The sequence below is a fragment of the Gluconacetobacter azotocaptans genome (assembly GCF_014174355.1).
GTDB classification, from domain to species: Bacteria; Pseudomonadota; Alphaproteobacteria; order Acetobacterales; family Acetobacteraceae; genus Gluconacetobacter; species Gluconacetobacter azotocaptans.
The window spans coordinates 228101-249251 of record NZ_JABEQF010000001.1; the positions used below are offsets into that span (position 1 = coordinate 228101).

20 protein-coding genes are annotated in these 21151 nt (G+C 64.4%); 13 read left to right on the forward strand and 7 right to left on the reverse strand.

Features of this window, described 5'->3' with window-relative positions; translation table 11 throughout:
- The first annotated feature begins 88 nt into the window (after positions 1–88).
- Entirely contained in the window at positions 89–1612 is a 1524-nt protein-coding gene (locus tag HLH34_RS01055; RefSeq protein ID WP_183117730.1) for an aldehyde dehydrogenase family protein, read from the forward strand.
- Positions 1613–1683: 71 nt separating this feature from the next.
- On the forward strand, positions 1684–2967 hold the full coding sequence (locus tag HLH34_RS01060; protein ID WP_183117731.1) for an NAD(P)/FAD-dependent oxidoreductase: 1284 nt from the start codon (positions 1684–1686) through the stop codon (positions 2965–2967).
- Positions 2968–2983: 16 nt separating this feature from the next.
- Here HLH34_RS01060 and HLH34_RS19270 read toward each other — a convergent pair whose 3' ends face one another.
- Positions 2984–3895, reverse strand: a complete 912-nt coding sequence (locus HLH34_RS19270) for a TetR family transcriptional regulator (protein WP_240161314.1) — start codon at positions 3893–3895, stop codon at positions 2984–2986.
- A 31-nt stretch (positions 3896–3926) separates the two neighbouring features.
- On the opposite strand from HLH34_RS19270, the gene HLH34_RS01070 reads away from it, so the two are divergent.
- The 3 genes from HLH34_RS01070 to HLH34_RS01080 all read left to right on the forward strand — a co-directional run bounded on the left by HLH34_RS01070 (position 3927) and on the right by HLH34_RS01080 (position 5821).
- Positions 3927–4328: a hypothetical protein gene (locus tag HLH34_RS01070; RefSeq protein WP_183117732.1), complete on the forward strand. Its 402-nt coding sequence runs from the start codon at positions 3927–3929 to the stop codon at positions 4326–4328.
- Between the two features lie 267 nt (positions 4329–4595).
- A complete protein-coding gene (locus tag HLH34_RS01075; protein ID WP_183117733.1) occupies positions 4596–5606 on the forward strand; it encodes a hypothetical protein in 1011 nt (336 codons plus the stop codon).
- A complete protein-coding gene (locus HLH34_RS01080; RefSeq protein WP_183117734.1) occupies positions 5606–5821 on the forward strand; it encodes a hypothetical protein in 216 nt (71 codons plus the stop codon). Before HLH34_RS01075 ends, HLH34_RS01080 begins: the two co-directional genes overlap by 1 nt.
- An 18-nt stretch (positions 5822–5839) precedes the next feature.
- On the opposite strand, the gene HLH34_RS01085 is transcribed toward HLH34_RS01080, so the two are convergent.
- From HLH34_RS01085 to HLH34_RS01095, 3 genes are all read right to left on the reverse strand, one after another.
- Positions 5840–6358 (reverse strand): nucleotidyltransferase domain-containing protein, encoded by a 519-nt coding sequence (locus HLH34_RS01085; RefSeq protein WP_183117735.1) that lies wholly within the window; start codon positions 6356–6358, stop codon positions 5840–5842.
- Positions 6359–6401: 43 nt separating this feature from the next.
- Entirely contained in the window at positions 6402–7073 is a 672-nt protein-coding gene (locus HLH34_RS01090) for a flavin reductase family protein (RefSeq protein ID WP_183117736.1), read from the reverse strand.
- An 81-nt stretch (positions 7074–7154) separates the two neighbouring features.
- On the reverse strand, positions 7155–8597 hold the full coding sequence (locus tag HLH34_RS01095) for a carbohydrate porin (protein WP_373318574.1): 1443 nt from the start codon (positions 8595–8597) through the stop codon (positions 7155–7157).
- Positions 8598–9367: 770 nt separating this feature from the next.
- Between HLH34_RS01095 and HLH34_RS01100 the strand changes: the two genes are divergently transcribed.
- The 7 genes from HLH34_RS01100 to HLH34_RS01130 all read left to right on the forward strand — a co-directional run bounded on the left by HLH34_RS01100 (position 9368) and on the right by HLH34_RS01130 (position 17652).
- On the forward strand, positions 9368–10078 hold the full coding sequence (locus tag HLH34_RS01100) for a gluconate 2-dehydrogenase subunit 3 family protein (RefSeq protein ID WP_264784214.1): 711 nt from the start codon (positions 9368–9370) through the stop codon (positions 10076–10078).
- A 17-nt stretch (positions 10079–10095) separates the two neighbouring features.
- Complete coding sequence (locus HLH34_RS01105) at positions 10096–11862, forward strand: GMC family oxidoreductase (RefSeq protein WP_244959537.1); 1767 nt, start codon at positions 10096–10098, stop codon at positions 11860–11862.
- Between the two features lie 7 nt (positions 11863–11869).
- A complete protein-coding gene (locus HLH34_RS01110; RefSeq protein ID WP_240161316.1) occupies positions 11870–13192 on the forward strand; it encodes a cytochrome c in 1323 nt (440 codons plus the stop codon).
- 47 nt (positions 13193–13239) lie between these two features.
- Positions 13240–13734: a GlcG/HbpS family heme-binding protein gene (locus HLH34_RS01115; protein WP_204736593.1), complete on the forward strand. Its 495-nt coding sequence runs from the start codon at positions 13240–13242 to the stop codon at positions 13732–13734.
- A 62-nt stretch (positions 13735–13796) separates the two neighbouring features.
- Positions 13797–14129: a hypothetical protein gene (locus tag HLH34_RS01120; RefSeq protein ID WP_183117740.1), complete on the forward strand. Its 333-nt coding sequence runs from the start codon at positions 13797–13799 to the stop codon at positions 14127–14129.
- A gap of 471 nt (positions 14130–14600) precedes the next feature.
- On the forward strand, positions 14601–16292 hold the full coding sequence (locus HLH34_RS01125) for an alpha-keto acid decarboxylase family protein (protein ID WP_183117741.1): 1692 nt from the start codon (positions 14601–14603) through the stop codon (positions 16290–16292).
- A gap of 64 nt (positions 16293–16356) precedes the next feature.
- Positions 16357–17652, forward strand: coding sequence for an MFS transporter (locus HLH34_RS01130; RefSeq protein WP_183117742.1), 1296 nt, complete (start codon positions 16357–16359; stop codon positions 17650–17652).
- Between the two features lie 17 nt (positions 17653–17669).
- Here HLH34_RS01130 and HLH34_RS01135 read toward each other — a convergent pair whose 3' ends face one another.
- The 3 genes from HLH34_RS01135 to HLH34_RS01145 are packed head-to-tail and all read right to left on the reverse strand — an operon-like array spanning position 17670 to position 19716.
- Positions 17670–18029: a cytochrome c3 family protein gene (locus HLH34_RS01135; protein ID WP_183117743.1), complete on the reverse strand. Its 360-nt coding sequence runs from the start codon at positions 18027–18029 to the stop codon at positions 17670–17672.
- Positions 18030–18058: 29 nt separating this feature from the next.
- Positions 18059–18796 carry a hypothetical protein gene (locus HLH34_RS01140; RefSeq protein ID WP_183117744.1) on the reverse strand — a complete coding sequence of 246 codons (738 nt, stop codon included), beginning with the start codon at positions 18794–18796 and terminating at the stop codon, positions 18059–18061.
- A gap of 47 nt (positions 18797–18843) precedes the next feature.
- Positions 18844–19716, reverse strand: a complete 873-nt coding sequence (locus HLH34_RS01145) for a dimethylarginine dimethylaminohydrolase family protein (RefSeq protein WP_183117745.1) — start codon at positions 19714–19716, stop codon at positions 18844–18846.
- 295 nt (positions 19717–20011) lie between these two features.
- On the opposite strand from HLH34_RS01145, the gene HLH34_RS01150 reads away from it, so the two are divergent.
- Positions 20012–21013 (forward strand): NAD-dependent epimerase/dehydratase family protein, encoded by a 1002-nt coding sequence (locus HLH34_RS01150; protein ID WP_183117746.1) that lies wholly within the window; start codon positions 20012–20014, stop codon positions 21011–21013.
- The last annotated feature ends 138 nt before the right edge of the window (positions 21014–21151 follow it).

A 21151-nucleotide genomic window follows, 5' to 3' on the forward strand; every position in this document is an offset into this window, starting at 1 on the left:
CCCTCTATATATCGCTCAACATAGACAACAAAGACCGCGTTGGCCCTGTTTTCAATCCGGGTCTGCGTCGCAAGGCCAATGGCCAGCCATGAAACAATGGAGAGGGATCGTGTCGCACAATCAGGAACCACCTTTCAAAGGCCGTTACGAGAACTATATCGGCGGCGAATGGAAGGTGCCCGTGAAGGGCCAGTACATGAAAAACCCGTCGCCCGTCGATGGCAGGACGCTGTGCGAAGTTCCGCAATCCACGGCCGAGGATATCGAACTGGCCCTCGACGCGGCCCATAAGGCGTTCAAATCCTGGTCCCATACTTCACCGGCCGAGCGTTCGCTGATCCTGCTGAGGGCGGCGGATCGCATGGAGGCCAATCTCGACCTGCTTGCGCGTGCCGAGACCTGGGATAACGGCAAGCCCATCCGCGAGACCCTGGCCGCGGATATTCCCCTCGCCATAGACCATTTCCGCTATTTTGCCGGATGCATCCGCGCCCAGGAGGGGGCTCTCAGCGAAATCACGGATACGACGATCGCCTATCATTTCCACGAACCCCTCGGTGTCGTCGGCCAGATCATCCCCTGGAACTTTCCTCTGCTGATGGGATCGTGGAAGCTGGCGCCGGCCCTGGCGGCAGGCAACTGCATCGTCATGAAACCGGCCGAGACGACCCCGGCCAGCATTCTGCTGCTGATGGAACTGATCGGTGATCTTTTCCCGCCCGGCACCCTCAATATCGTCAACGGCCTTGGACGCGACGTGGGGGCGGCGTTGTCGAACAGTCCGCGCATCGCCAAGATCGCCTTCACCGGCTCCACGCCCACCGGCAAGATGATCGCCCATGCCGCGGCCGAGAACCTGATCCCCGCCACGCTGGAACTGGGCGGCAAGTCGCCGAACATCTTCTTTGCGGACGTCATGGATCGTGACGACGATTATTTCGACAAGGCGCTTGAGGGGTTCACGATGTTCGCCCTCAACCAGGGGCAGATCTGTTCCTGCCCCAGCCGCGCGCTGATTCATGAATCGATCTACGACCGCTTCATCGAGCGGGCCCTGCCCCGGGTGAAGGCCATCCGCCAGGGTAATCCGCTGGACCCCGAGACCATGATGGGCGCCCAGAACTCGCCGATGCAGCAGCGCAAGATCCTTGACTATATCGGGATCGGCAAGGAAGAAGGCGCCCAGCTTCTTGCGGGCGGCGGCACGCCCGACCTCGGCGCGGCCTTCAGCGAAGGATGCTACGTCCAGCCGACGATCTTTCGCGGCAATAACAAGATGCGCATCTTTCAGGAGGAAATTTTCGGTCCGGTTCTGGCCGTGACGACGTTCAAGACCGAAGAGGAAGCCCTGGCGATCGCCAACGATACGCCGTTCGGCCTGGGTTCGGGTGTCTGGTCGCGCGATGCCAACACATGCTACCGCATGGGGCGCGGGCTTGAGGCCGGTCGTGTGTGGGTCAATTGCTACCATGTCTACCCGGCCCATGCCGCCTTCGGGGGCTACAAGAAGTCGGGCATCGGGCGCGAGACGCACAAGATGGTCCTGGAACATTACCAGCAGACCAAGAACCTTCTTGTCAGCTACAGCGAAAAGAAGCTCGGCTTCTTCTGACCCGAAGGGGGCGGGGTGATGCGCACCCCGTCCCGATCTCTTCCATTCGGCGCGACGGACCCTGAGGCGTAATGGCAGCAAAATCTGAAATCCTGATCGTGGGGGGCGGCGTCGCCGGGCTTGCCCTGGCTACCCGGCTGGGGGACGCACTGGGGAAAACCGGCGAAGCCCGGATCACGTTGATCGACAAAAGTTTTTCCCATGTCTGGAAGCCCATGCTGCATTGTTTCGCGGCGGGGACGGCCCAGAATGAAAATGACCGCATCAGCTTCATGGCCCAGGCCAGCGGCCACCATTTCGAATTCTGGCCCGGAGAGGTAAATTCGATCGACCGGGACAAGAAGGAAATTGTCCTTAGTCCTTTCCGTTCCTCTGACGGTACCATGGTCCTGGACGGCCGCACGGTCGAATACGACGCCCTGATTCTGTCGATCGGAAGCTGTGCCAATGATTTCCGCACCCCCGGTGTTGCGGAACATTGCCTGTTTATCGACGACCTCGTCGAAGCCAACGGCTTCAATGAAAAATTCCGCATGGAACTTCTTCGTGCGTTCGCCACGAACGAAGAACTGGATATCGCCATCGTCGGCGGGGGCGCCACGGGCACGCAGCTTGCCGCCGAGCTTCACAAGGCGCTCGATATCGTGGGGCTTCATTCCTTCGGGAAGGCGCCGCCGAAGCTCAGGATTGCCCTGCTGGAAGCCGGCCCCCGCATTCTTCCGGCTTTTCCGGAAAGCGTATCGGACGCGGCGCAGCGTGAGCTTGCCCGGATTGGCGTCGAGGTCCGGACGTCCGCCATGGTCTCCGCGGCGGACGGGACGGGTTTTTCCCTGAGGGATGGCGCGCATATTCCCGCACGACTGCGTGTCTGGGCGGCGGGCGTGAAAGCCCCCGATGTCACCAGGGGATTTGGAGGCCTTTCCCTCAGCCGGTCGGGTCAGATCCTGGTCAAACCCAGCCTGCAGTCCGTCGATGACGAACGGATTTTCGCCATGGGGGATTGTTCGTTCATCGCCAACGATCCGCTCCCTCCGACCGCGCAGGTCGCGCGCCAGCAGGCGCATCATCTGGCGCGGACCCTTCCCGCCTGGCTGCGGGACAAACGCGCCATCCCGCCCTGCGTGTTCCGCAACAAGGGCGCCATTATCGCGCTGGGCAACTATAACGGTTGGGGCACCCTGCCGGGCGGTACGGTCTTCGGCGGGGGAAGCCTTCGCGGGCTGTCCGCGCGGCTGGGCCACCTGATGCTCTATCGTCAGCATCAGGTGGAACTCTACGGCCTTCTGCGTGGCGTAATGTCCTGTCTTGCCGACTGGATCGATACCAAGGTGCGGCCTTCCGTGCGTCTGGACTGAACGGCCCGGACGTCTTTCAGGACAGGGTCTCGCTTTGCAGGCGCATGACCTTTCGCAGGAGCGTTGCCAGGTCGCGGCGTCCGTTCAGCCGGATCCATTCGTCGACCGCCGTGCGGAACGCTGCGATGCCTGAACGCGCGGCGACACGCGCCGCGAGTTTCCTGTCAGGCGATGCGGGAAGGCGAAGCATGAGAGCTTCCGCGAGGCTGTCCTCCCACTGAGCGTATTTGCGCAGGCTGACAGGCAGGAGGGAGGGCGTGCGTTCGATGAGGTAGACGAAGGAAAACGTTTCCTCACGGGTTGCCGCGATTCTCGGGATCACGGCTTCCAGGGCGCTGCGGATGATGTCCTGCGGCGTGAAGTTGGCCGGACATTGATGCACGCTGGTCGTCAGCACGTCCGTCATATGTTGTGCCCATGCCGTGACGATGTCGGCCTTGGTTGGGAAATATCGAAACAGCGTGCGGCGCGAGATCCCGGCGACCTCGGCGATCTCGTCGACCGTCGTCTCGTCGAAGCCCTTGTCCGACAGAAGATTCATCGCCGCGGCGATCAGCGCCTCATGCGTTTCATGGCGCCGCTGTTCACGTCGTGAAGGCGAACGGGATTTCCGCTGGTCTGTGGAATACGTTACGCCTTGGCGTCGGGAAGGGGAGGGAGAAGACGGCAAAATGAGATCGCTTTCAAAACGGGGAGCAACCACTGGAAAGAGGAAAAGCCGGTTCGTGAGGGGTGCCCTGGTCCGGGTATCAGAATAACGCAAAATGCCCCAGCCCGACACCCCGCTGAACACCCACCAGCCGGTCGCGCCGCATGCGATGCCTGGGATGGGAAAGAGGCCGTTATGGCGGATCGCGGCCTTTGCCGTCCTCGCCTTGTCGGCGGCAGGCTTTGTGGGCCGAACCGCTCTGGCCGAAGAGTGTCCCATGGGTCATCGCCATGCGCATGCCGGGACGGGCATGATGGCGAAGGCGCATTTTGGTGCGTCGGGCATGTCATTCGATCTGTCGCGCACGCTTCATATTTTCACGCCATTGCAGGACGGCGGCGAACAGGATGTGGTGTCGACGGACTACGATGCGGCGCAGATCGCGCTTATCCGCCAACATCTTTCCGTTCAGGCCGGCCTGCGCGCCAAGGGGGACTACAGCGGCCCTGCCGCCATGCATGGCCCGACCATGCCCGGGTTGCAGGCATTGGCCGCCGGAGCCGCCCGCATGCACGTCCTGTTCGTTGCGCTGCCGGCTGGCGGACGCATTCTGTACCAGAGCAGGGATCCGGCGCTGGTCAGGGCCGTTCATGAATGGCTCTACGCGCAGGCATGCGACCACGGGGCGGACGCGATGTTGTCTCACCAGTAAACGGAGTTGGCGGCCGAGGCTCACCGCCGCCCACATTCGCAGAATAGGGCCGAAAATCACCCGGAAGCGGACTTTGAACGCGTTCCACGTCAGGCAGTGACAGCCGCTATATTTGTCTATATATAGACGAATATAGCGGAAGAGCAAGACTGTGGTTGGCGCGGTAGGATGGCGATGGGGCCGCGATCGAAAGCCGGCACGAAGAAACGGCATCTGCAGCCGGGCGGGGTGACACACCGGCCGGCCCTGGCGGTGCGATGTTGGTTGATGGCGGCCCTCTTCGGGACGGTGCTGGCGGTGGCGCACGGGGCGGCCCATGCGCAGAGCGATCCGGCGCTTGGCGGGCGCAAGCCCGATGTCTGTGCGGACACGGCCGGCGAGCGGTCCAGCATCACACATGTCGATGTGTGTGGTACGCCGCCGCGCCGTTCGTGGCTACGGCAGATTCTCGATCACAAGAGCAGCGAGACCTTCGGCGACAGCGCCGTCGTGCGCGGCGACGTCATCCATCGCGGGCTGGGGCGCGTCGCCGCCCCGGCGGCGTTGCCCGGGGCCAGGATGATGGCGAGCGGGCATGTTTCCCTGATGTTCATGCCCGCCTTCATGGGCATGCAAGGGAATATGATCGGCGATCATAATCTTTCCTCGGGCGCGATTGCGACCACGTACAACGCGGTGGCCGGTTCGAAAATTCGCGTCGTTCCCGATGGGATGAACGCGCAGATGTACATGTTCGGCGCGATGTATGCCGTTTCCGACTGGCTGAATGTCAGCGTCATGTCCAGCTGGACGCGTAAATACATGCGGATGACGACGTACAAGGGCATGATGGGCAGTACCGTTCTGGGTTCCAACAGCGGAAGCACCAGTGGTTTCGGAGATACCAGCGTCAGCGCGATCGTCCGATTTTATCAGGACCAGCATACGCATCTGCATCTCAATTTCGGTCTGGGCCTGCCCAGCGGCTCCACGACGGACACCATTACGATGCTGGCGCCCACGGGGATGCATATGCAGATGCGCGCGCCCTACGGGATGGAGATAGGAACCGGCTCGGTCGAGGCGCTGCCTGGGCTGACCTACCTGGGAACCGTGGGCCGCTGGTCGTGGGGCGGCGCGTTTCGCGCCCGCATTCCCTTCGCCCGCAACAGTCACGATTACAACTGGGGCGCAATGTACGAGGAGGATGTGTGGGCGGCTATCTTCTGCCTGGCGACATGGTTCTTTCGTTCCGCGTCGATTATACGCGTCAGGACCGGATCAGCGGACGCGATCTGATGATAAATGGGCCGGGTCAACCGATGAATCCGGTCTATTACGGCGGCGAGCGCCTTCAGCTTCTGGGGGGCCTGGAGATAGACGGCCACAGCCTGGGGCTGCCCGGCTACAGCCATTTCGCGATCGAGGGCGGCAAGCCGGTCTATCAGAAGCTGAACGGTCCGCAGCTCAGCGCGGAATGGCAGATCGGCGCCCGCATCAGCGAGCGGTTCTGACGTTTTCGAAAGCCGGATTCAGGTCTTGCGCGCCATATACATCGGCGTCACGAAATGTCTTTCGACCCGGCCACCAAATTCGTCTTCAACCAGTCTGGTCAGGTCGTCGATTGCGTCCGTGATGTCGTAGCGCAGGGCATCGCGTTCGCCGGGCGCCAGCGGGGGCGGCCCGTCCGCGAGGCGCCGCGGCATGTCCCGTTGCAGTGCCCGCGCACGGTCGGTATCTCCGATGATTGTGCCTTCGGCTATCATGTTGAGGATGCTGGGGCGACCACGCGCCACATCCGCGTCCACGAACAACGCAAGCGTTTCCGGATCGTGGACGAATGCTTCGATCGGGAAGCCATCGGCGGTGAAAGATTCGCGCCGCGCGGTTTCCAGACGATCGTAGATCACCACCAGATCGATGTCGGACAGGTATGTGCCGTCACCCCGCATGATCGAACCCGCCGCAAACGCGAAAGCAGCGTCTGCATAGCGCGTGGCGACGACCGCCTTGGCCACAGTCAAGGCTGCGATCGGGCTCGGGATCGTCATGTCTCTCGCCGGCCTTTCCGTTGTCCGATTCATATGCGCCGGTTCAGGCATCCGGGGCGGCGTCCAGGGCGCGCACCATCGCCGCCGCGTCCTCGTCGCCGGCCGGGCGGTTCATGTCGAACATTGCGTCCTCGGTGATCCCGGCATAGCGGCCCAGGCCGCCGGCACGCAGGATGGGATGGGCGCGGGCGGTATCGTACACCCCGTTGACCAGCATGGCCCGGTCGATATGCACCGCGACGACCTCGCCCAGGATCATCCAGCTTTCGAGTTCGGCGCCTTCCTTGTCGCGAAGGGGGAACAATTGGGTCAGCCGGCATTCGAAATTGACCGGGCTGGCGCGGACGCGCGGCGCGCCCACCAGCCGCGCGGGCGCCTGCGCCAGCCCGGCCAGCGCGAATTCGTCCTGCGTCACGGCGGCGGAGGTCAGATTCATCCGGGCGGCCATGGGGCGGGTGGCGAGGTTCCATACAAATTCGCCGGTGTCCCGGATGTTGGCCACCGTGTCCTTCCAGCCCACGCTGGCGAAGCCGATGATGGGCGGGCGATAGTTGAAGGCGTTGAAAAAACTGTAGGGCGCCAGATTGGCGCGGCCCTCGGCCGACCGGCTGGAAATCCACCCGATCGGGCGCGGCCCGACGATGGCGGAAAACGGGTCGTGGCGCAGCCCATGCCCGTTGCGCGGCTCGTAGTAATGGACATCGTCGCCTGCCATGAGTTCGTCCCTGTCTGCCAGGTCGTTTCCCGGGCAGACAGGATATGGGCAAGGAACGATCCGCCGTCGAGGGGGCAGCCGCTATAGCGTCGCGATCACCTTCAGGCCCACCAGCGCGGCGTCGGGAATGCGCGCCGTTTCGCCGGGGCGGATCATGTACTGGAATTCGGGTTGCAGCGTGATGCCCTGCATCGGGGCGAAGCCGTAATAGGCCTCGATCACCGACGAATTGGTCTGCGGCGCCAGCACCATCGCGCCCAGCGGCAGGCCGGCCTGCTCGCGGATCGCCTGGCCGTCATACAGCCGGTCGCTGACATGATACCAGGAATACAGCACGCCGATCCGATCCTTGGGCCGCGACGGGATGAAGCCGGGGAAGGACCCGCCGACATAGACCTCGTCGGCGATGGTCGAGACGTGGGGCGTGTTGTGCAGATAGCCTGCCATCAGGTACCCGCCATCCATCTGGCCGTGTCCGCCGGCGCGGTAGATCATCTGGTCGGTCATGATCCAGACCGAATCCCGTGGCGCCGAGCTTTTCTGTTCGGCCAGCGCGGCCGGGACGGCGCCCAGCGAGTCCGCATAGCGGGTGGTGTCATGGGCGAAGCCCAGCACGTAGTGACCCGGTAGCCGGTCCCGGCCCAGGAAGGGCTGCCAGGTGAATTCGACCGGCAGCATCAGGCCGGTGCTGGGTTCGCTGCCCCAGGCCCAGCCGCTGGGATTGCTGGCCAGCGGGGCCACGTTATAGGCGCCGACCTGCAGCATGGTGTCGCGGGTCGGGCGCAGGCGGAATCGCGCGCCCCAGGTGGCCTTCGGATACACGGCAAACCCGGCATCGAGCTTCAGCGCCACCGGGGCCGAGCAGGTGACCATGAACGAGCAGATCAGCGGCGACGTCGCGAACACGTGCGTCAGCGACATGCGTCCGAAGGTGATGTCCGCGCGGTTGTTCAGGAATTTCTTCTCGGCGTAGAAATCCACCAGATGGGCGACCGAATGGCCGGACAGGCCGTATACTTCCATCAGGTTGATATAGGGTTCGCCCACCCGGTCGCGCGAGACCTCGCGGCCCACACGCTCCATGACCAGGGTATGGATCGTCCAGCCCTTCAGCCCGGCCATCCGTTCCAGGTCGAAATTGACCTGCAGTGTCAGTTCATGGACGTAGTCCATGCCGCGCTGCTGGCCGCCGTTGATGTTGGCCATGGCTTCACCCTTGTAGGTGAAGTTGAACGCCACGCCGTATTGCGCCAGGCGGGAACGGAAAGGCTGCAATTGCGGGATCAGATGTCCCGATGCCTGTGCGGGAATGAAATACGGATCGGTCATGTCCGAATCGCGCAGGGCGTCCCACCGATCGGGCAGCAGGGACGACACGGCCTCGCCCCGGAACAGCGGATTCAGTTCATTCTTCAGCGGGGCGGGGGGCGATATCGCCGCCTGCGCGGTTGCAGGTGCCGGGGCGGCGGGATGGACCTTTGCGACCCGGGCCACGGCCCCGCCGGACGTGGGGGCCGAGAGCATAACGGAAAGAAAGACGCCCATCATTTTTAGAGACTGTGGTATGCGGCGAAAGCATAGCGTCGCCATCACGCTGTATTTCATGTTAATTCTTCTTTTTTTTAGGCGAGTGACGGCCGGTTTTTGCGAATTTATAACATTTATGTGATAATGGCGAGCAAGGAAAGCATAGGGACGGCATGCTGAATCGGCGGTCGAACGCCTTGTTCTTTTAGGGAAAAGGGCTGTCCTGATGCCGAATCAGACAGGATTTTCTCACGATCTGCCATGATTTGAAATAGGGGTTAAGGTATATCTGTCCAAAACGGCGTGGATATACCGTGTCAATCCTGCTTTGTTGGATCAACAATACTTGTTGACTTTTATGTGAACGAAAAGGGTGTGGCCCTTTTCATGTGTCGCGGATATTTCTTTTTTGAAGAAGCTGGGTTGATCGCAGGCCGTGGTGCCTGGACGGACAGAAAGCATCGCAACTTTTTTTGTTATAACAAAAAAATACCGCAAGGAAAAAAAGGCGGGTCAGCGCTGGGCGCATGTAACGTGCATGTAAAAATACGGGCCATCATATGCGGCGCTCATCGCAGTCGCCCGGTGCCGACAAATATATAACGATTAAGTAACGAATGTGGTTGCGCACGGGTTTTCAGGCGACTTGGGCAAGGGGCGGAACAATCGGTTGTCCTGCCATTCAGAAATGGTGGCGCCGGCATATCCCGTTCGGCCTCGCCAGATGTCGGGGCCGCGCATCAGGCGATATGCGAAAGGAACAGAATGTGAGCATTACCCAACCGGACCGGAGAGGTTTTCTCCGCACCCTCGTGTCGGCCGGGCCAGCCGCCGCCCTGGCCGTGGGCGCGGCCCCGGCGGTGGGAGATGCCGTGGAAACGCCCGAAGCGCCCGGCCCGGCCTACGCGCCGCGCTATTTCACCGCCGCGGAATGGCGGTTCCTGCAGGCTGCCGCGGATATCCTGATCCCCGCCGACGACAACGGGCCAGGCGGCGCCACCGTCGGCATCCCGGAATTCATCGACGGTCAGATGGAGATGCCTTACGGCCACGGCAAGCTGTGGTTCATGGGCGGGCCGTTCCATCCCGAGGTGGAGCCCGAACTCGGCTATCAGCTCAACCTTGTGCCGCGCGATATCTACAGGCTGGGTATCGGGAATTTCGATGCCTGGTGCGCGAAGACGCATGGCAAGCCCTTCGCCGACCTGGCGGCCGCCGAGCAGATCGCGGCGATGCATGAACTGGAATCCGGCCGGATCGTCTTCGCGGATGTACCCTCGGCCACGTTCTTCGGCTTTCTGCTGACGAACACGAAGGAAGGGTTCTTCGCCGATCCGATCTATGGCGGGAACAAGGGCATGGCCAGTTGGAAGATGATCGGCTTCCCCGGTGTGCGAGCCGACTACATGGACTGGATCGACCGTCCCAACGCGGCATACCCCTATGGGCCGGTTTCGATTTCCGGCGAGAGAGCGTAAATTCGATGACTGTCACCATGAAAAAGAAGGACGTGGTCCTGATCGGGTTCGGCTGGACCGGGGCGATCCTGGGCCAGGAACTGACCGAGGCCGGGCTGGACGTCCTGGCGCTGGAACGCGGCGAGATGCGCGACACGCCGACCGATGCGCGCTACCCGCAGGTGATCGACGAACTGGCCTATTCGATCCGAGGCAAGCTGTATCAGGACCTGTCGCGCGAGACGGTGACGGTTCGCCATGGGGTGGACGATCTGGCGGTGCCGTACCGCCAGCACGGCTCGTTCCTGCTGGGCAATGGCGTTGGCGGGGCGGGCCTGCACTGGAACGGCATGCATTACCGCGTCCTGCCCGAGGAGTTGCAGCTTCGTACCCGTTACGAGCAGCGCTACGGCAGGAATTTCATTCCCGAAGGCATGACCATCCGCGATTTCCCCGTCACCTATGACGAACTGGAGCCGTTCTTCACCAGGTTCGAGTACGTGTGCGGAACGTCGGGCAAGGCCGGCAATCTGGACGGCCGGAAGATCGAGGGCGGCAATCCGTTCGAAGGGCCGCGCAGCAAGGACTATCCCACGCCGCCGCTGCATAACGGCTATGGCGCCGACCTGGTCTGGAAGGGCGCGGTCGAGGCCGGGTTCCATCCGTATTACGCGCCGGCGGCCAACTGCTCCACGCCGTATACCAATCCGTATGGCGTTCGTCTGGGGCCATGCAATTTCTGCGGGTTCTGCGAAAACTACGCCTGCTACATGTATTCCAAGGCGTCGCCGCAGACCACGATCCTGCCGGTGTTGTTGCGCAAGCCGAATTTCGAGCTTCGGCCCCGCTCGCAGGTGCTGAAGATTAACCTCGATTCGACGGGCAAGAAGGCCACCGGCGTCACCTATGTCGATGCCAAGGGGCGCGAGATCTTCCAGCCGGCCGACCTGGTCATCGTCACGGCCTATCAGATGCACAATGTGCGTCTGCTGCTGCTGTCGGGTATCGGCAAGCCCTACAACCCGAAGACCGGCGAGGGCGTGGTCGGCATGAACTATGCCTACCAGGCGATGGGCGGGGTGGAAGTGCTGCTGCCCTCGGGCACGCGGCTCAACCCGTTCATCGGCACCGGGGCGGGCGGCGTCTCGGTCGACGACGTGAACGGCGACCAGTTCGATCATGGTCCGCTGGGCTTTGTGGGCGGGGCCAGCGTGCGTCATGTGCGCCTGGGCGGTCGCCCGATCCAGATGACCCCCACCGTGCCCGGCACGCCGAAATGGGGCAGCGCCTGGAAGTCGGCGGTCAAGGACACCTACCAACGCGAACTGCATATCGATCTGTCGGGATCGGTGGCGGCGTACCAGGATGTCTATCTCGACCTCGACCCGACCTATCGTGATGCGTATGGCCAGCCGCTGCTGCGCCTGACCTATAACTGGCACGATAACGAGGCCCGGCTGATGCATCACGTCGGCGACCGGATCAGCGAGATCGCCAAGGCGATGAACGCGGAAAAGTACTGGGTGACCAACCGCGTGACCCCGGGCGCGAAATACGATGTCCGCTTCTACCAGAGCACCCATACCACCGGCGGGGCGATCATGGGCGCCGATCCGCGCACCAGCGTGGTCAACCGCTACCTGCAAAGCTGGGACGTGCCCAACGTGTTCGTGATGGGGGCCAGCGCCTTCCCGCAGAACATGGGCTACAACCCGACCGGCCTGGTCGGCGCGCTGGCCTACTGGTCGGCCAAGGCCATCCGGGAACAATACCTGAAAAATCCCGGCCCCCTGGTGCAGGCGTAGGAGGGACATGATGATGACCCGACATCTCTCCGCCGCCGCCCTGCTTGTCGGCCTGGCGTCCGCATCGGGTGGCGCGCGCGCGGCCGACGATGCCCAGGTGGCCCGTGGCGCCTATATCGCCCGTGCCGGCGACTGCGTGGCCTGCCATACCGCGACGGGCGGGGCGCCCTTCGCCGGGGGACTGGCCATCGAGACCCCGATGGGGCGGATCTATTCCACCAACATCACGCCCGATCCGGAGACGGGGATCGGGACCTATGACTTCGCAGCGTTCGACCGCGCGGTGCGTGGCGGGGTCAACCAGGCGGGCCACCGCCTGTATCCGGCCATGCCCTATCCGTCCTACGCCCGTGTCACTCCCGACGACATGCAGGCGCTGTATGCCTATTTCATGCATGGGGTGAAGCCGCAGCACCAGCCTGACCGGGCCGCCGACATTCCGTGGCCGCTGTCGATGCGCTGGCCCCTGATGTTCTGGGACGCGATGTTCGCCCCGTCACCCGCGACCGTACCGGCGGCGGCGTCCGGCTCCGCCGATCAACTGGCGCGCGGGCGCTATCTGGTGGTGGGGCTGGAACATTGCGGGTCGTGCCATACGCCGCGTGGCTTCGCCCTGCAGGAAAAGGCGCTGACCGACGCCGACGGGGCGGCCTACCTGTCGGGTGCGCCGATCGACGGCTGGCTGGCCAAGAGCCTGCGGTCGGACGGGCCTGACGGGCTGTCGGCGTGGTCGGTGCAGGATATCGTCACGTTCCTCAAGACCGGCCGCAACAACCAAGTCGCCGCATTCGGCGGCATGAAGGACGTCGTCGCCCATAGCACCCAGTATCTGAACGATGACGATCTGACGGCCATTGCGCTCTATCTCAAGAGCCTGGGCGGGAAGGGCGGCGCGGCACCCGCGCTGCGCCCCGATGCCGCGGCCGCGACGGCGTTGCGGACCGGGCACGGCCTGCCGCGGGGCGGTCGCGTCTTCCTCGATAATTGCGCGGCATGCCACCGGACCGGCGGCCAGGGCTATGACGGCGTCTTCCCGCGCCTGGCGCTCAGTTCCGTCGTCAACAGCGCCGATCCGATGTCGCTGGTACGGATCGTGCTGGAGGGGTCGCGGATGGCGCCCACGGCGGGCGCCCCGGCGGCCTTCGGGATGCCGGGCCTGGGGTGGCGGCTGGATGACCGGGACGTGGCGGATGTCGTGACGTTCATCCGGACAAGCTGGGGCAATCATGGCGCGCCGGTCAGCGCCCAGGATGTCGCGCGGATCCGCAGGACGATCAACAGCGGGCCGACGCCGGAAAGCAGGAACACCGTCGATCCGTCACCGTCGTGACGGCGGCGGCCGGGCGAAAATCGGACGAAACAAGGGGGAACAGGACCATGATCGACAAGACGGCACGCTATATGTCGACATTCTTCCTGGGGCTTGCACTGGTCGCGTGCCCCATGGCGACACGGGCGGCCCCGGCGCTGGCCTCGCGGCCGGTCCTGACCCTGGCGCTGGCCGAACGTCTGCTGCAGGCCGCGCTGCAGGAGGCCACGCGCAACGGGTGGCCCGGCGTCGTCGCCGTCGTCGACGATGCCGGACAGGTGATGGCATTGGCGCGGATGGACAATGCCTATATGCGGGCCAGCGTCGATCTGGCGCCGGGAAAGGCCCGGACGGCAGTGATGTTCCGCCGTCCGACCGCGGTCCTGGAAGGCGCGATCGACGGGCCGCGCCCGGCGCTGGTGACGGCGCAGGGCTATGTCATGATGAAAGGGGGCGAGCCCATCGTCATGGATGGCCAGGTCGTCGGCGGAATCGGCGTGTCGGTCGATACGCCCGACCATGACGAACAGATTGCGCAGGCCGCCCTGACAATATTGAAATAGACCCGGCCCTTCGGGGCCGGACCGCGCGTAGAAACATAAAAACAAGAACGCGAGCGAATCACATGGGAGAGACCAGCCTGACCCGGGCCGAGGAGCGCTTCATACGATGGGCCTTCGGCACTTATTCCGGGCATAATCCATCCCTGTCGGACGGGATCATCCTGCCGACGTGGAAAAGCGGGCCGCGCACCGGCCAGCCGCGCATCCCGGCATCCATCCGCGACCTGCTGGCACGCGGGCTGTTGCGGGTCGAGGTCGAAGACGGGGCGCCGCGCGCTTATTTTACCCATAACGGCATGACGGCGGTGCGCCGGATGTTCGTCAAGCCCCGCTTCGATGCCGGGCGCTATATCCATTTGTTGCGCGAAGTGGAGAGCGGGGTCGATCCCGGCTGATCCCGCCCCGTCACAGCGGCTCTGGTCAAAGTCCGCGCGGGTTGATTCATATCAACGCGCCATCCTTGCCGGGCCTCTATGGAAAGCGGGATCACGAGAGAATCCGGATACTGCCCCGCAGGGGGTATCCGGTTCTTTCGGGGGAAGCGGCGCGTGCAGGCCCCGGCAGGTTCCGGACGGCCCATGCTTGGGGGTGGGAAATCCGCTTGTAATAACGGAAAAGGAAGAAGTCCCATGCGACGATTGGCCTTGTGGCCGGGGCCGGTCCGGATCCACGATCCCGTCGCGGGACGCCACAGGGATGTGACCGCACTTATGAACGCATTGTCGTCGTTATATTCGGATTGTTCCAGGCTTCGGTCCGGACTCGGATCGGAAAACGTGCATGCCGCATGTTGCCATGTCCCGCGGGGCCGGCGAGAAGGCCCGGTGGGCGGATAGCGGTCGTCAACAGGACAGGGAAGCACAAGAATGACATATACCGTAGGGATGTATCTGGGCGACCGGCTGAAGCAGATCGGCCTCGACCATCATTTCGCCGTCGCCGGGGACTACAACCTCGTCCTGCTCGACCAGTTGCTGAAAATCGACGGGATGGATCAAGTCTATTGCTGCAACGAACTGAATTGCGGTTATAGCGCCGAAGGGTATGCGCGGGCGAAGGGGGCAGGCGCCGCGATCGTCACGTTCAGCGTCGGCGCGATTTCCGCGTTCAACGCGGTCGGCGGCGCGTACGCGGAAAACCTGCCGCTGATCCTGATTTCGGGCGCGCCGAACTCGAACGATCACGGCAGCGGGCACATCCTGCACCATACGATCGGCACGCCCGACTATACTTACCAGATCGAGATGGCGCGGCGCATCACCTGCGCCGCGGTCTCGATCATTTCGGCCGACGAAGCGCCGGCGAAGATCGATCACGCGATCCGCACGGCCCTGCGCGAGCGCAAGCCCGCCTATATCGAGATTGCTTGCAACGTCGCCGGCGCGGCCTGCGCGCGCCCCGGCCCGGTCAGCGCCGTGCTGTCGCAGGTACCCAGCGACGCCGCGACGCTGGAGGCGGCGGTCGAGGCGATCGCCGCCTTCCTGGCAAAGCGCGAGAAGGTGGCGATCCTGGTCGGCAGCAAGCTGCGCGCGGCAAATGGCGGGGAGGGCGCGGTGGCGCTGGCCGACGCGCTGGGATGCGCCGTGGCGACGATGGCCGCCGCCAAGAGCTTCTTCCCCGAAAACTATCCGAACTATATCGGCACCTACTGGGGCGAGGCCAGCAGCCCCGGCGCGCGCGAGATCTTCGACTGGGCCGACGGCATCCTGTGCCTGGGCTGCGTGTTCAACGATTATTCCACCGTGGGCTGGACCGCATGGCCGCGCGGCGCCAACGTCGTGCAGGCCGATATCGGCACGGTGACGCTGGACGGGCAGGTCTTTGACGGACTGCACCTGAAGGACCTGCTGACGGCCCTGGCAGCCCGCCTGGCGGGGCAGCCGAAGAAGGGCGCCACGATGACGGAATACCGTCGTATCGTCGGTGCACCGGCGTCGGTGGACAGCGCGGCCCCGACCGCCAAGCTGACGCGTGCGGAAATGGCGCGGCAGATCGGCGCGCTGCTGACGCCGGAGACGACCCTGCTGGCTGAAACCGGCGATTCTTGGTTCAACGCCATGCGCATGAAGCTGCCGGAAGGTGCGCGCGTCGAATTCGAAATGCAGTGGGGGCATATCGGATGGTCGGTGCCCGCGACGTTCGGCTACGCCGTGGCGGAACCCAAGCGCCGTATCATCACCATGGTGGGCGACGGGTCGTTCCAGCTGACCGCGCAGGAAGTCGCCCAGATGGTGCGACGCGGACTGCCGGTGATCGTATTCCTGGTGAATAACCATGGCTACACGATCGAGGTCGAGATCCATGACGGGCCGTACAACAACATCAAGAACTGGGACTACGCAGGCCTGATCGAGGTCTTCAATGCCGGCGAAGGGAAGGGGCGCGGCTTCCGCGCGACCACCGGCGCCGAAATGGCCGAGGCGGTGCGGGCGGCGCTGGATAATCACGGCGGCCCGACGCTGATCGAATGCGTCATCGACCGGGACGACTGTACCAGCGAACTGATTTCCTGGGGACGCCGGGTGGCGAGCGCGAATGCCCGCCCGCCGGCGAAATAACAGCAGGCAGGCTCTGGCTCCGCGCCATTCCGGCGCGGAGCGTTTTCACGGGACGATGTGATACATGTCCGTAATATCCGCCAATTTTTCGGCCGCGCCCGCACGGCAGGCCGACACGGCGAACCCATCCGCGCTGCGGCCGCTCTATGTGCTGGCCTGGTTCCTGTGCGCGGCCTTCTATTTCTACCAGTATGCCGTGCGCTCGGCGCCCGGCGTGATGCAGGAAGAACTGACCCAGGCCTGGGGCGGCAACCATATCGGGTCGATGATCGCGGCCTATTATGTCGCGTACGCCCTGATGGCTCTGGTGGCGGGCATCCTGCTGGATCGCTATGGCGCGCACGCCACCATTCCGTCGGGCATCGCCGTGGTGGCGGTGGGGTGTCTGGTCTTCGCCCAGGGCGGCGAGGCCGCGGGCATGGGCGGCTTCGTTTTGCAGGCGATGGGCGCGATCTTCGCCTTCATCGGCTCGTCCTATGTCGCGGCGCGTTACCTGCCGCCACGCATGCTGGCGCTGTTCGTCGGGCTGACGCAATGCCTGGGCATGGCGGGCGCCGCCTTCGGGTCCAAACCGGTGCATCTTCTGATCGATCCGGCGGGCAGCGTTCATATGGCCTGGCAGCAGGTCTGGCTGGGTTTCGCCGCCCTCGGCGCCGTGCTGGCGGTCGCGACCTGGCTGGTGATGCCGCGCGAGGGTGGCGACAGCCACACCCATCACGGCCCGCTGTCGGCCGGCAGCCTGATGGTGCCCTTCCGCACGATCTTCGCCAATCGGCAAAGCTGGATCGCCGGCGCCATCGGCGGCTTGCTGTTCGTTCCGACCACGATCGGGGCGCTGGTCTGGGGCACGCTGATGCTGCATGTGGGCGAAGGCACGTCGATGGCCTTCGCGGCGTCGGATGTCTCGATGGTGCCGATCGGCTGGGTCATCGGCTGCCCGCTGCTGGGCTACATTTCGGACCGGATCGGGCGGCGGCGGCCGGTGCTGATCGGGGGGGCGGCGGTGCTGTTGGCGGCCTGCCTGGTGGCCGTCTATGTCCCCGTCGGAATCATGCCGCGCTATTCGGTGGCGCTGGTCATGGGAATCGCGTCCGGGGCGGCGATGATTCCGTTTTCCAGCATGAAGGAAATCAATCCGCCGCAACTGAAGGGCACGGCGGCGGGGGTCATGAACTTCATGGTGTTCCTGACGACCGGCATCATGTCGCCCGTCGTCTCGGCATTGATGGGCAATGGCGAACAGGTGTCCATGCCCACGATCCAGCATGCGTTCCTGCCGCTGATCGCCGGCGTCGTTGTGGCGATCGGCCTGGCGTTCTGCCTGCGCGAGACGGGATGGAAGGTGAATTCGCAGGGCTGAAACACGCCCGCGCCCGGTCAGTCCAGGGGGCCTTTGCCGGGGGGACGCTGGGCGTGGCAACCTTGGCACAGGCGGACGGGCCCGCCGGGGCGGCCCTGTTCGCGCCGGCGGACATGGCAGGATTCGCAGAACTGATGGAACGTCGCCTCGACCCGGGTGGCCTGTCCGGGTTCGGTCTTGTGGCAGGCGATGCAGTCCTGCCGCGGCAGGCGCGCCATCCGCGATTGCGCATAGTTATGGTGGCACGCGACGCAGTTGATCGCCGTATGGTCGACGTGCGCGAAACGCAGCGGCAATGCCGGATGGGCCATCACGGAATGCACATGCAGTCTGTCGATCGCCCATCCTGCCGCCGCCAGAAGAGCCACCCCCAACATCGCGGCGCATATCCGGCCCGGGCCGCCCCTCATCCGGGACCGCCATGCGGCGTGACCATGGCATAGCACACGGCCGACAGGACGCTGGCCGCCAGCATCAGGGCCACGATGGTCCGGGCGTGGGGGGACATGTTCCGCCAGCGTTTCCGGCTGGGGGATGCGTGGTTCCGCTCCGGCCGCAGCAGCCACCGCACCGGTGTCCATGCGGCAGCCCCGGCGGTCAGCACCGCGCACAGCGCCGTCTTCCATTCGGTGTTCACATGCAGTCCGGCCTCGGCCACATGGAAGGCGGACAGCGGCAGCGTGGAATACGCGATGACGGAATGACCGATCCGGAACCGCCGCGCCGTGCGCCACAGCGCATGGCGTACGCCACGCAGACCGGACAGCGCCCCCGCCAGAATCAGGCACGCGGCCGCCAGCCCCGCCAGCATCGGCCAGGGCCCCGACGGCAGCAGGTCGTCGAGCAGTAACGGCGCGGCCCAGAACGGCGGCAGGATATGCAGGCCCAGCAGGGCCAGCGCCCCGGTGCCCAGCCCCCGATGCAGCACCACGAAGAACTTGCCGTCGCAGTTCGGCCAGGCCGTGGGCCGTCCGTTCAGCACGAATAGCCCCAGCAGCACGACAAAGGCGGCAAAGCCTGCCGCGTCCGCTATATCCCACGACAGGCCCACGCCCGGGGGCGGTGACGCCAGCAGGAAGATGGCCGGCATGATCAGGACCAGGCCCACAAGCGAGGCGGCCAAGACGGCGATCTCGGCCTTCATGGCCGCCCGTCGCCGCCCATCGGCGGAGCCACCGTTAAAACGATTCCTCAGGCCCCGGCCAGCGAGCGGCGGCGCAGCGGCATGGTCATGCAATGGATGCTTCCGCCCCCCTGCGAGAACTGGTCCAGTTCCGGGTCCAGTACCGTCAGCCCCTCGGCCCGCAGCATCTCGTTGACGCGGGTGGAATGGCGGGGGCTGATGACGCGCCCGTCACCCAGGGCCAGCACGTTGCACGCCATGTCCCGCATCGCTTCCTTGTAGGTCACCGGCAGCAGGCGGATGCCCTGCGCGCGGAACCAGTCCAGATCGGCGTCCGCCAGGGCGTCGGGCGCGACCAGGGCCAGTTTTTCCGCCACCATCGAGAAGACGACGTCCAGATGCAGGAAATGATCCGAAAAGCGGATCATGCGCGTCTGCCATCCGGCTTCGTCGAACCAGCCGGTGAATTCCTCGGCCCCCGCGGTGTCGGTCCGGGTGCCGGTGACGCCCACCGCCAGCAGTCCGGGGCTGATGACGTGGATGTCGCCGCCTTCGACATGGCCGCGGTTCGCGGTCTTCCAGACCTCGCCCTCGCCATAGAACGATTCGATCAGCGCCTTCTCCCCCTTGCGTTCCTGGCGGAACAGGCTGGTGACGACGGTGCCGAACGGCGTCGTCTGCGAACTGTCGCGGGTATAGACCTGATAGGGCAGGCCCGGCTGGGGGGTAAGGAAATGGCAGGCGACGTCCGCGCCGCGCAGCGCGTCCACCATCTCGTCGAACTGTTTGCGGACGGCGTGCGTTTCGGGCTTGCGGCCGTTCTCCAGGCTCAGGATCGCGATGTCGTTGCTGGGGATCCAGTCATAATAGGTCGGCGGGCAGAGCAGGACGTCGTCCAGATGTCCGGTCTCGCTGTCGATGAACCACTGATTGCTGCTCATATCCCTTGGAATCCTTGCCGGAAAATCCTGATGTCTCGATCGGTATCATAGGGAAGGACGTTACGGTATCCGATAGCAGGGGATGCAAGTGAACTTTGCCATCCCCTCAATCTTCCGCCGCCAATCGACAGATCCGGTATCAAGACATTGAGAGTAAATTCGTTTTTGGGTCTCTTTTTCTGGTGGACCGCCCGGATGCGGGGCGGCGTCATCCGACCCGGACTCTTCTCATTGTCCAGGCTGATCTGTATGGGCTGGTGCCGGATGACTGCCGCCGGCGGTCCTGGAGGTTTTCTTGCGTATTCTCATGACCGGGACGGCGGGGTTCATCGGCTTCCATCTGGCGCTGCGGCTGCTGGCCGAGGGGCACGACGTCACGGGCATCGACGGCATGACCTCCTATTACGATATCGCGCTGAAACAGGCACGGCATGCCCGCCTGCGCGAATGTCCGGGCTTCACCTGTCATGAATTCATGCTGGAAGATTCCGGCGCGCTGGCCAGGGCCTGCCGCGCGGCCCGGCCCGACATCGTCATTCATCTGGCAGCGCAGGCTGGGGTGCGGTACAGCCTGGAAAATCCCGGCGCCTATGTCAGCGCGAATGTGGTGGGCACCCATAACCTGCTGGAACAGGTGAAGGATCTGCCGGTCCGGCATTTCATCCTGGCCTCGACCTCGTCGGTCTACGGTGCCAGCCTCGAGATTCCGTTCGCCGAGGATCTGCCGTGCAACCAGCCGTTGAGCCTGTATGCCGCGACCAAGAAGGCGTGCGAGGGCATCGGCCATTCCTACGCCCATCTGCATGGCCTGCCGATTACCGCCTGCCGATTCTTCACCGTCTACGGGCCGTGGGGGCGGCCGGACATGGCGCTGTTCCGCTTTACCCGCAACATCTTCGCCGGCCTGCCGATCGACGTCTATAACGGCGGGGACATGCAGCGCGACTTTACCTATGTCGACGATCTGGTCGAGGCCGTCTGCCGCCTGCTGCCCCTTCCGCCGGCGACCCAGGCCGGGCATGGCGCCAGTCCGGTCGCGCCCTATCGCGTGGTGAATGTCGGCGGGGGGCAGCCGGTCGGCCTGCGGGATTTCATCACCGCCATCGAACGCGCGACGGGTCGGGAGGCAATCTGCAACATGCTGCCCATGCAGCGGGGTGACGTGCCGCGCTCGTGGGCGGACTGCACGGTTCTGGAACAGTTGACCGGCTTTCATCCCGCGACGCCCTTGCAGGCCGGAGTGGACGCCTTCGTCGCGTGGTATCGCCAATGGTATCGGGCCGCCGACGGGGCGTGATCCGGCTGGATCTTATCCACAGAATTGGGGACAATCCTGTGGGCGGTACTGGGGGGCATGGGCGGACAATGATCTTCTTCCTTGGTGGAATCGCGAGTCACCGCGAATCGCCCTGTCTCGCGACAGGGCAGGGCCGGC

Bases quoted from the DNA above. Each gene is read 5' to 3' on its own strand.
- HLH34_RS01130 (WP_183117742.1), top strand. From the start codon at position 16,357: ATGTCCGTAATATCCGCCAATTTTTCGGCCGCGCCCGCACGGCAGGCC.
- HLH34_RS01115 (WP_204736593.1), top strand. From the start codon at position 13,240: ATGATCGACAAGACGGCACGCTATATGTCGACATTCTTCCTGGGGCTT.
- HLH34_RS01140 (WP_183117744.1), bottom strand. From the start codon at position 18,796: ATGAAGGCCGAGATCGCCGTCTTGGCCGCCTCGCTTGTGGGCCTGGTC.
- HLH34_RS01075 (WP_183117733.1), top strand. From the start codon at position 4,596: ATGGCGGCCCTCTTCGGGACGGTGCTGGCGGTGGCGCACGGGGCGGCC.
- HLH34_RS01120 (WP_183117740.1), top strand. From the start codon at position 13,797: ATGGGAGAGACCAGCCTGACCCGGGCCGAGGAGCGCTTCATACGATGG.
- HLH34_RS01135 (WP_183117743.1), bottom strand. From the start codon at position 18,029: ATGTTGGGGGTGGCTCTTCTGGCGGCGGCAGGATGGGCGATCGACAGA.
- HLH34_RS01125 (WP_183117741.1), top strand. From the start codon at position 14,601: ATGACATATACCGTAGGGATGTATCTGGGCGACCGGCTGAAGCAGATC.
- HLH34_RS01085 (WP_183117735.1), bottom strand. From the start codon at position 6,358: ATGACGATCCCGAGCCCGATCGCAGCCTTGACTGTGGCCAAGGCGGTC.
- HLH34_RS01095 (WP_373318574.1), bottom strand. From the start codon at position 8,597: ATGCTCTCGGCCCCCACGTCCGGCGGGGCCGTGGCCCGGGTCGCAAAG.
- HLH34_RS01055 (WP_183117730.1), top strand. From the start codon at position 89: ATGAAACAATGGAGAGGGATCGTGTCGCACAATCAGGAACCACCTTTC.
- HLH34_RS01060 (WP_183117731.1), top strand. From the start codon at position 1,684: ATGGCAGCAAAATCTGAAATCCTGATCGTGGGGGGCGGCGTCGCCGGG.
- HLH34_RS01145 (WP_183117745.1), bottom strand. From the start codon at position 19,716: ATGAGCAGCAATCAGTGGTTCATCGACAGCGAGACCGGACATCTGGAC.
- HLH34_RS19270 (WP_240161314.1), bottom strand. From the start codon at position 3,895: ATGGGACACTCTTCGGCCAGAGCGGTTCGGCCCACAAAGCCTGCCGCC.
- HLH34_RS01070 (WP_183117732.1), top strand. From the start codon at position 3,927: ATGATGGCGAAGGCGCATTTTGGTGCGTCGGGCATGTCATTCGATCTG.
- HLH34_RS01105 (WP_244959537.1), top strand. From the start codon at position 10,096: ATGAAAAAGAAGGACGTGGTCCTGATCGGGTTCGGCTGGACCGGGGCG.
- HLH34_RS01110 (WP_240161316.1), top strand. From the start codon at position 11,870: ATGATGATGACCCGACATCTCTCCGCCGCCGCCCTGCTTGTCGGCCTG.
- HLH34_RS01080 (WP_183117734.1), top strand. From the start codon at position 5,606: ATGATAAATGGGCCGGGTCAACCGATGAATCCGGTCTATTACGGCGGC.
- HLH34_RS01090 (WP_183117736.1), bottom strand. From the start codon at position 7,073: ATGGCAGGCGACGATGTCCATTACTACGAGCCGCGCAACGGGCATGGG.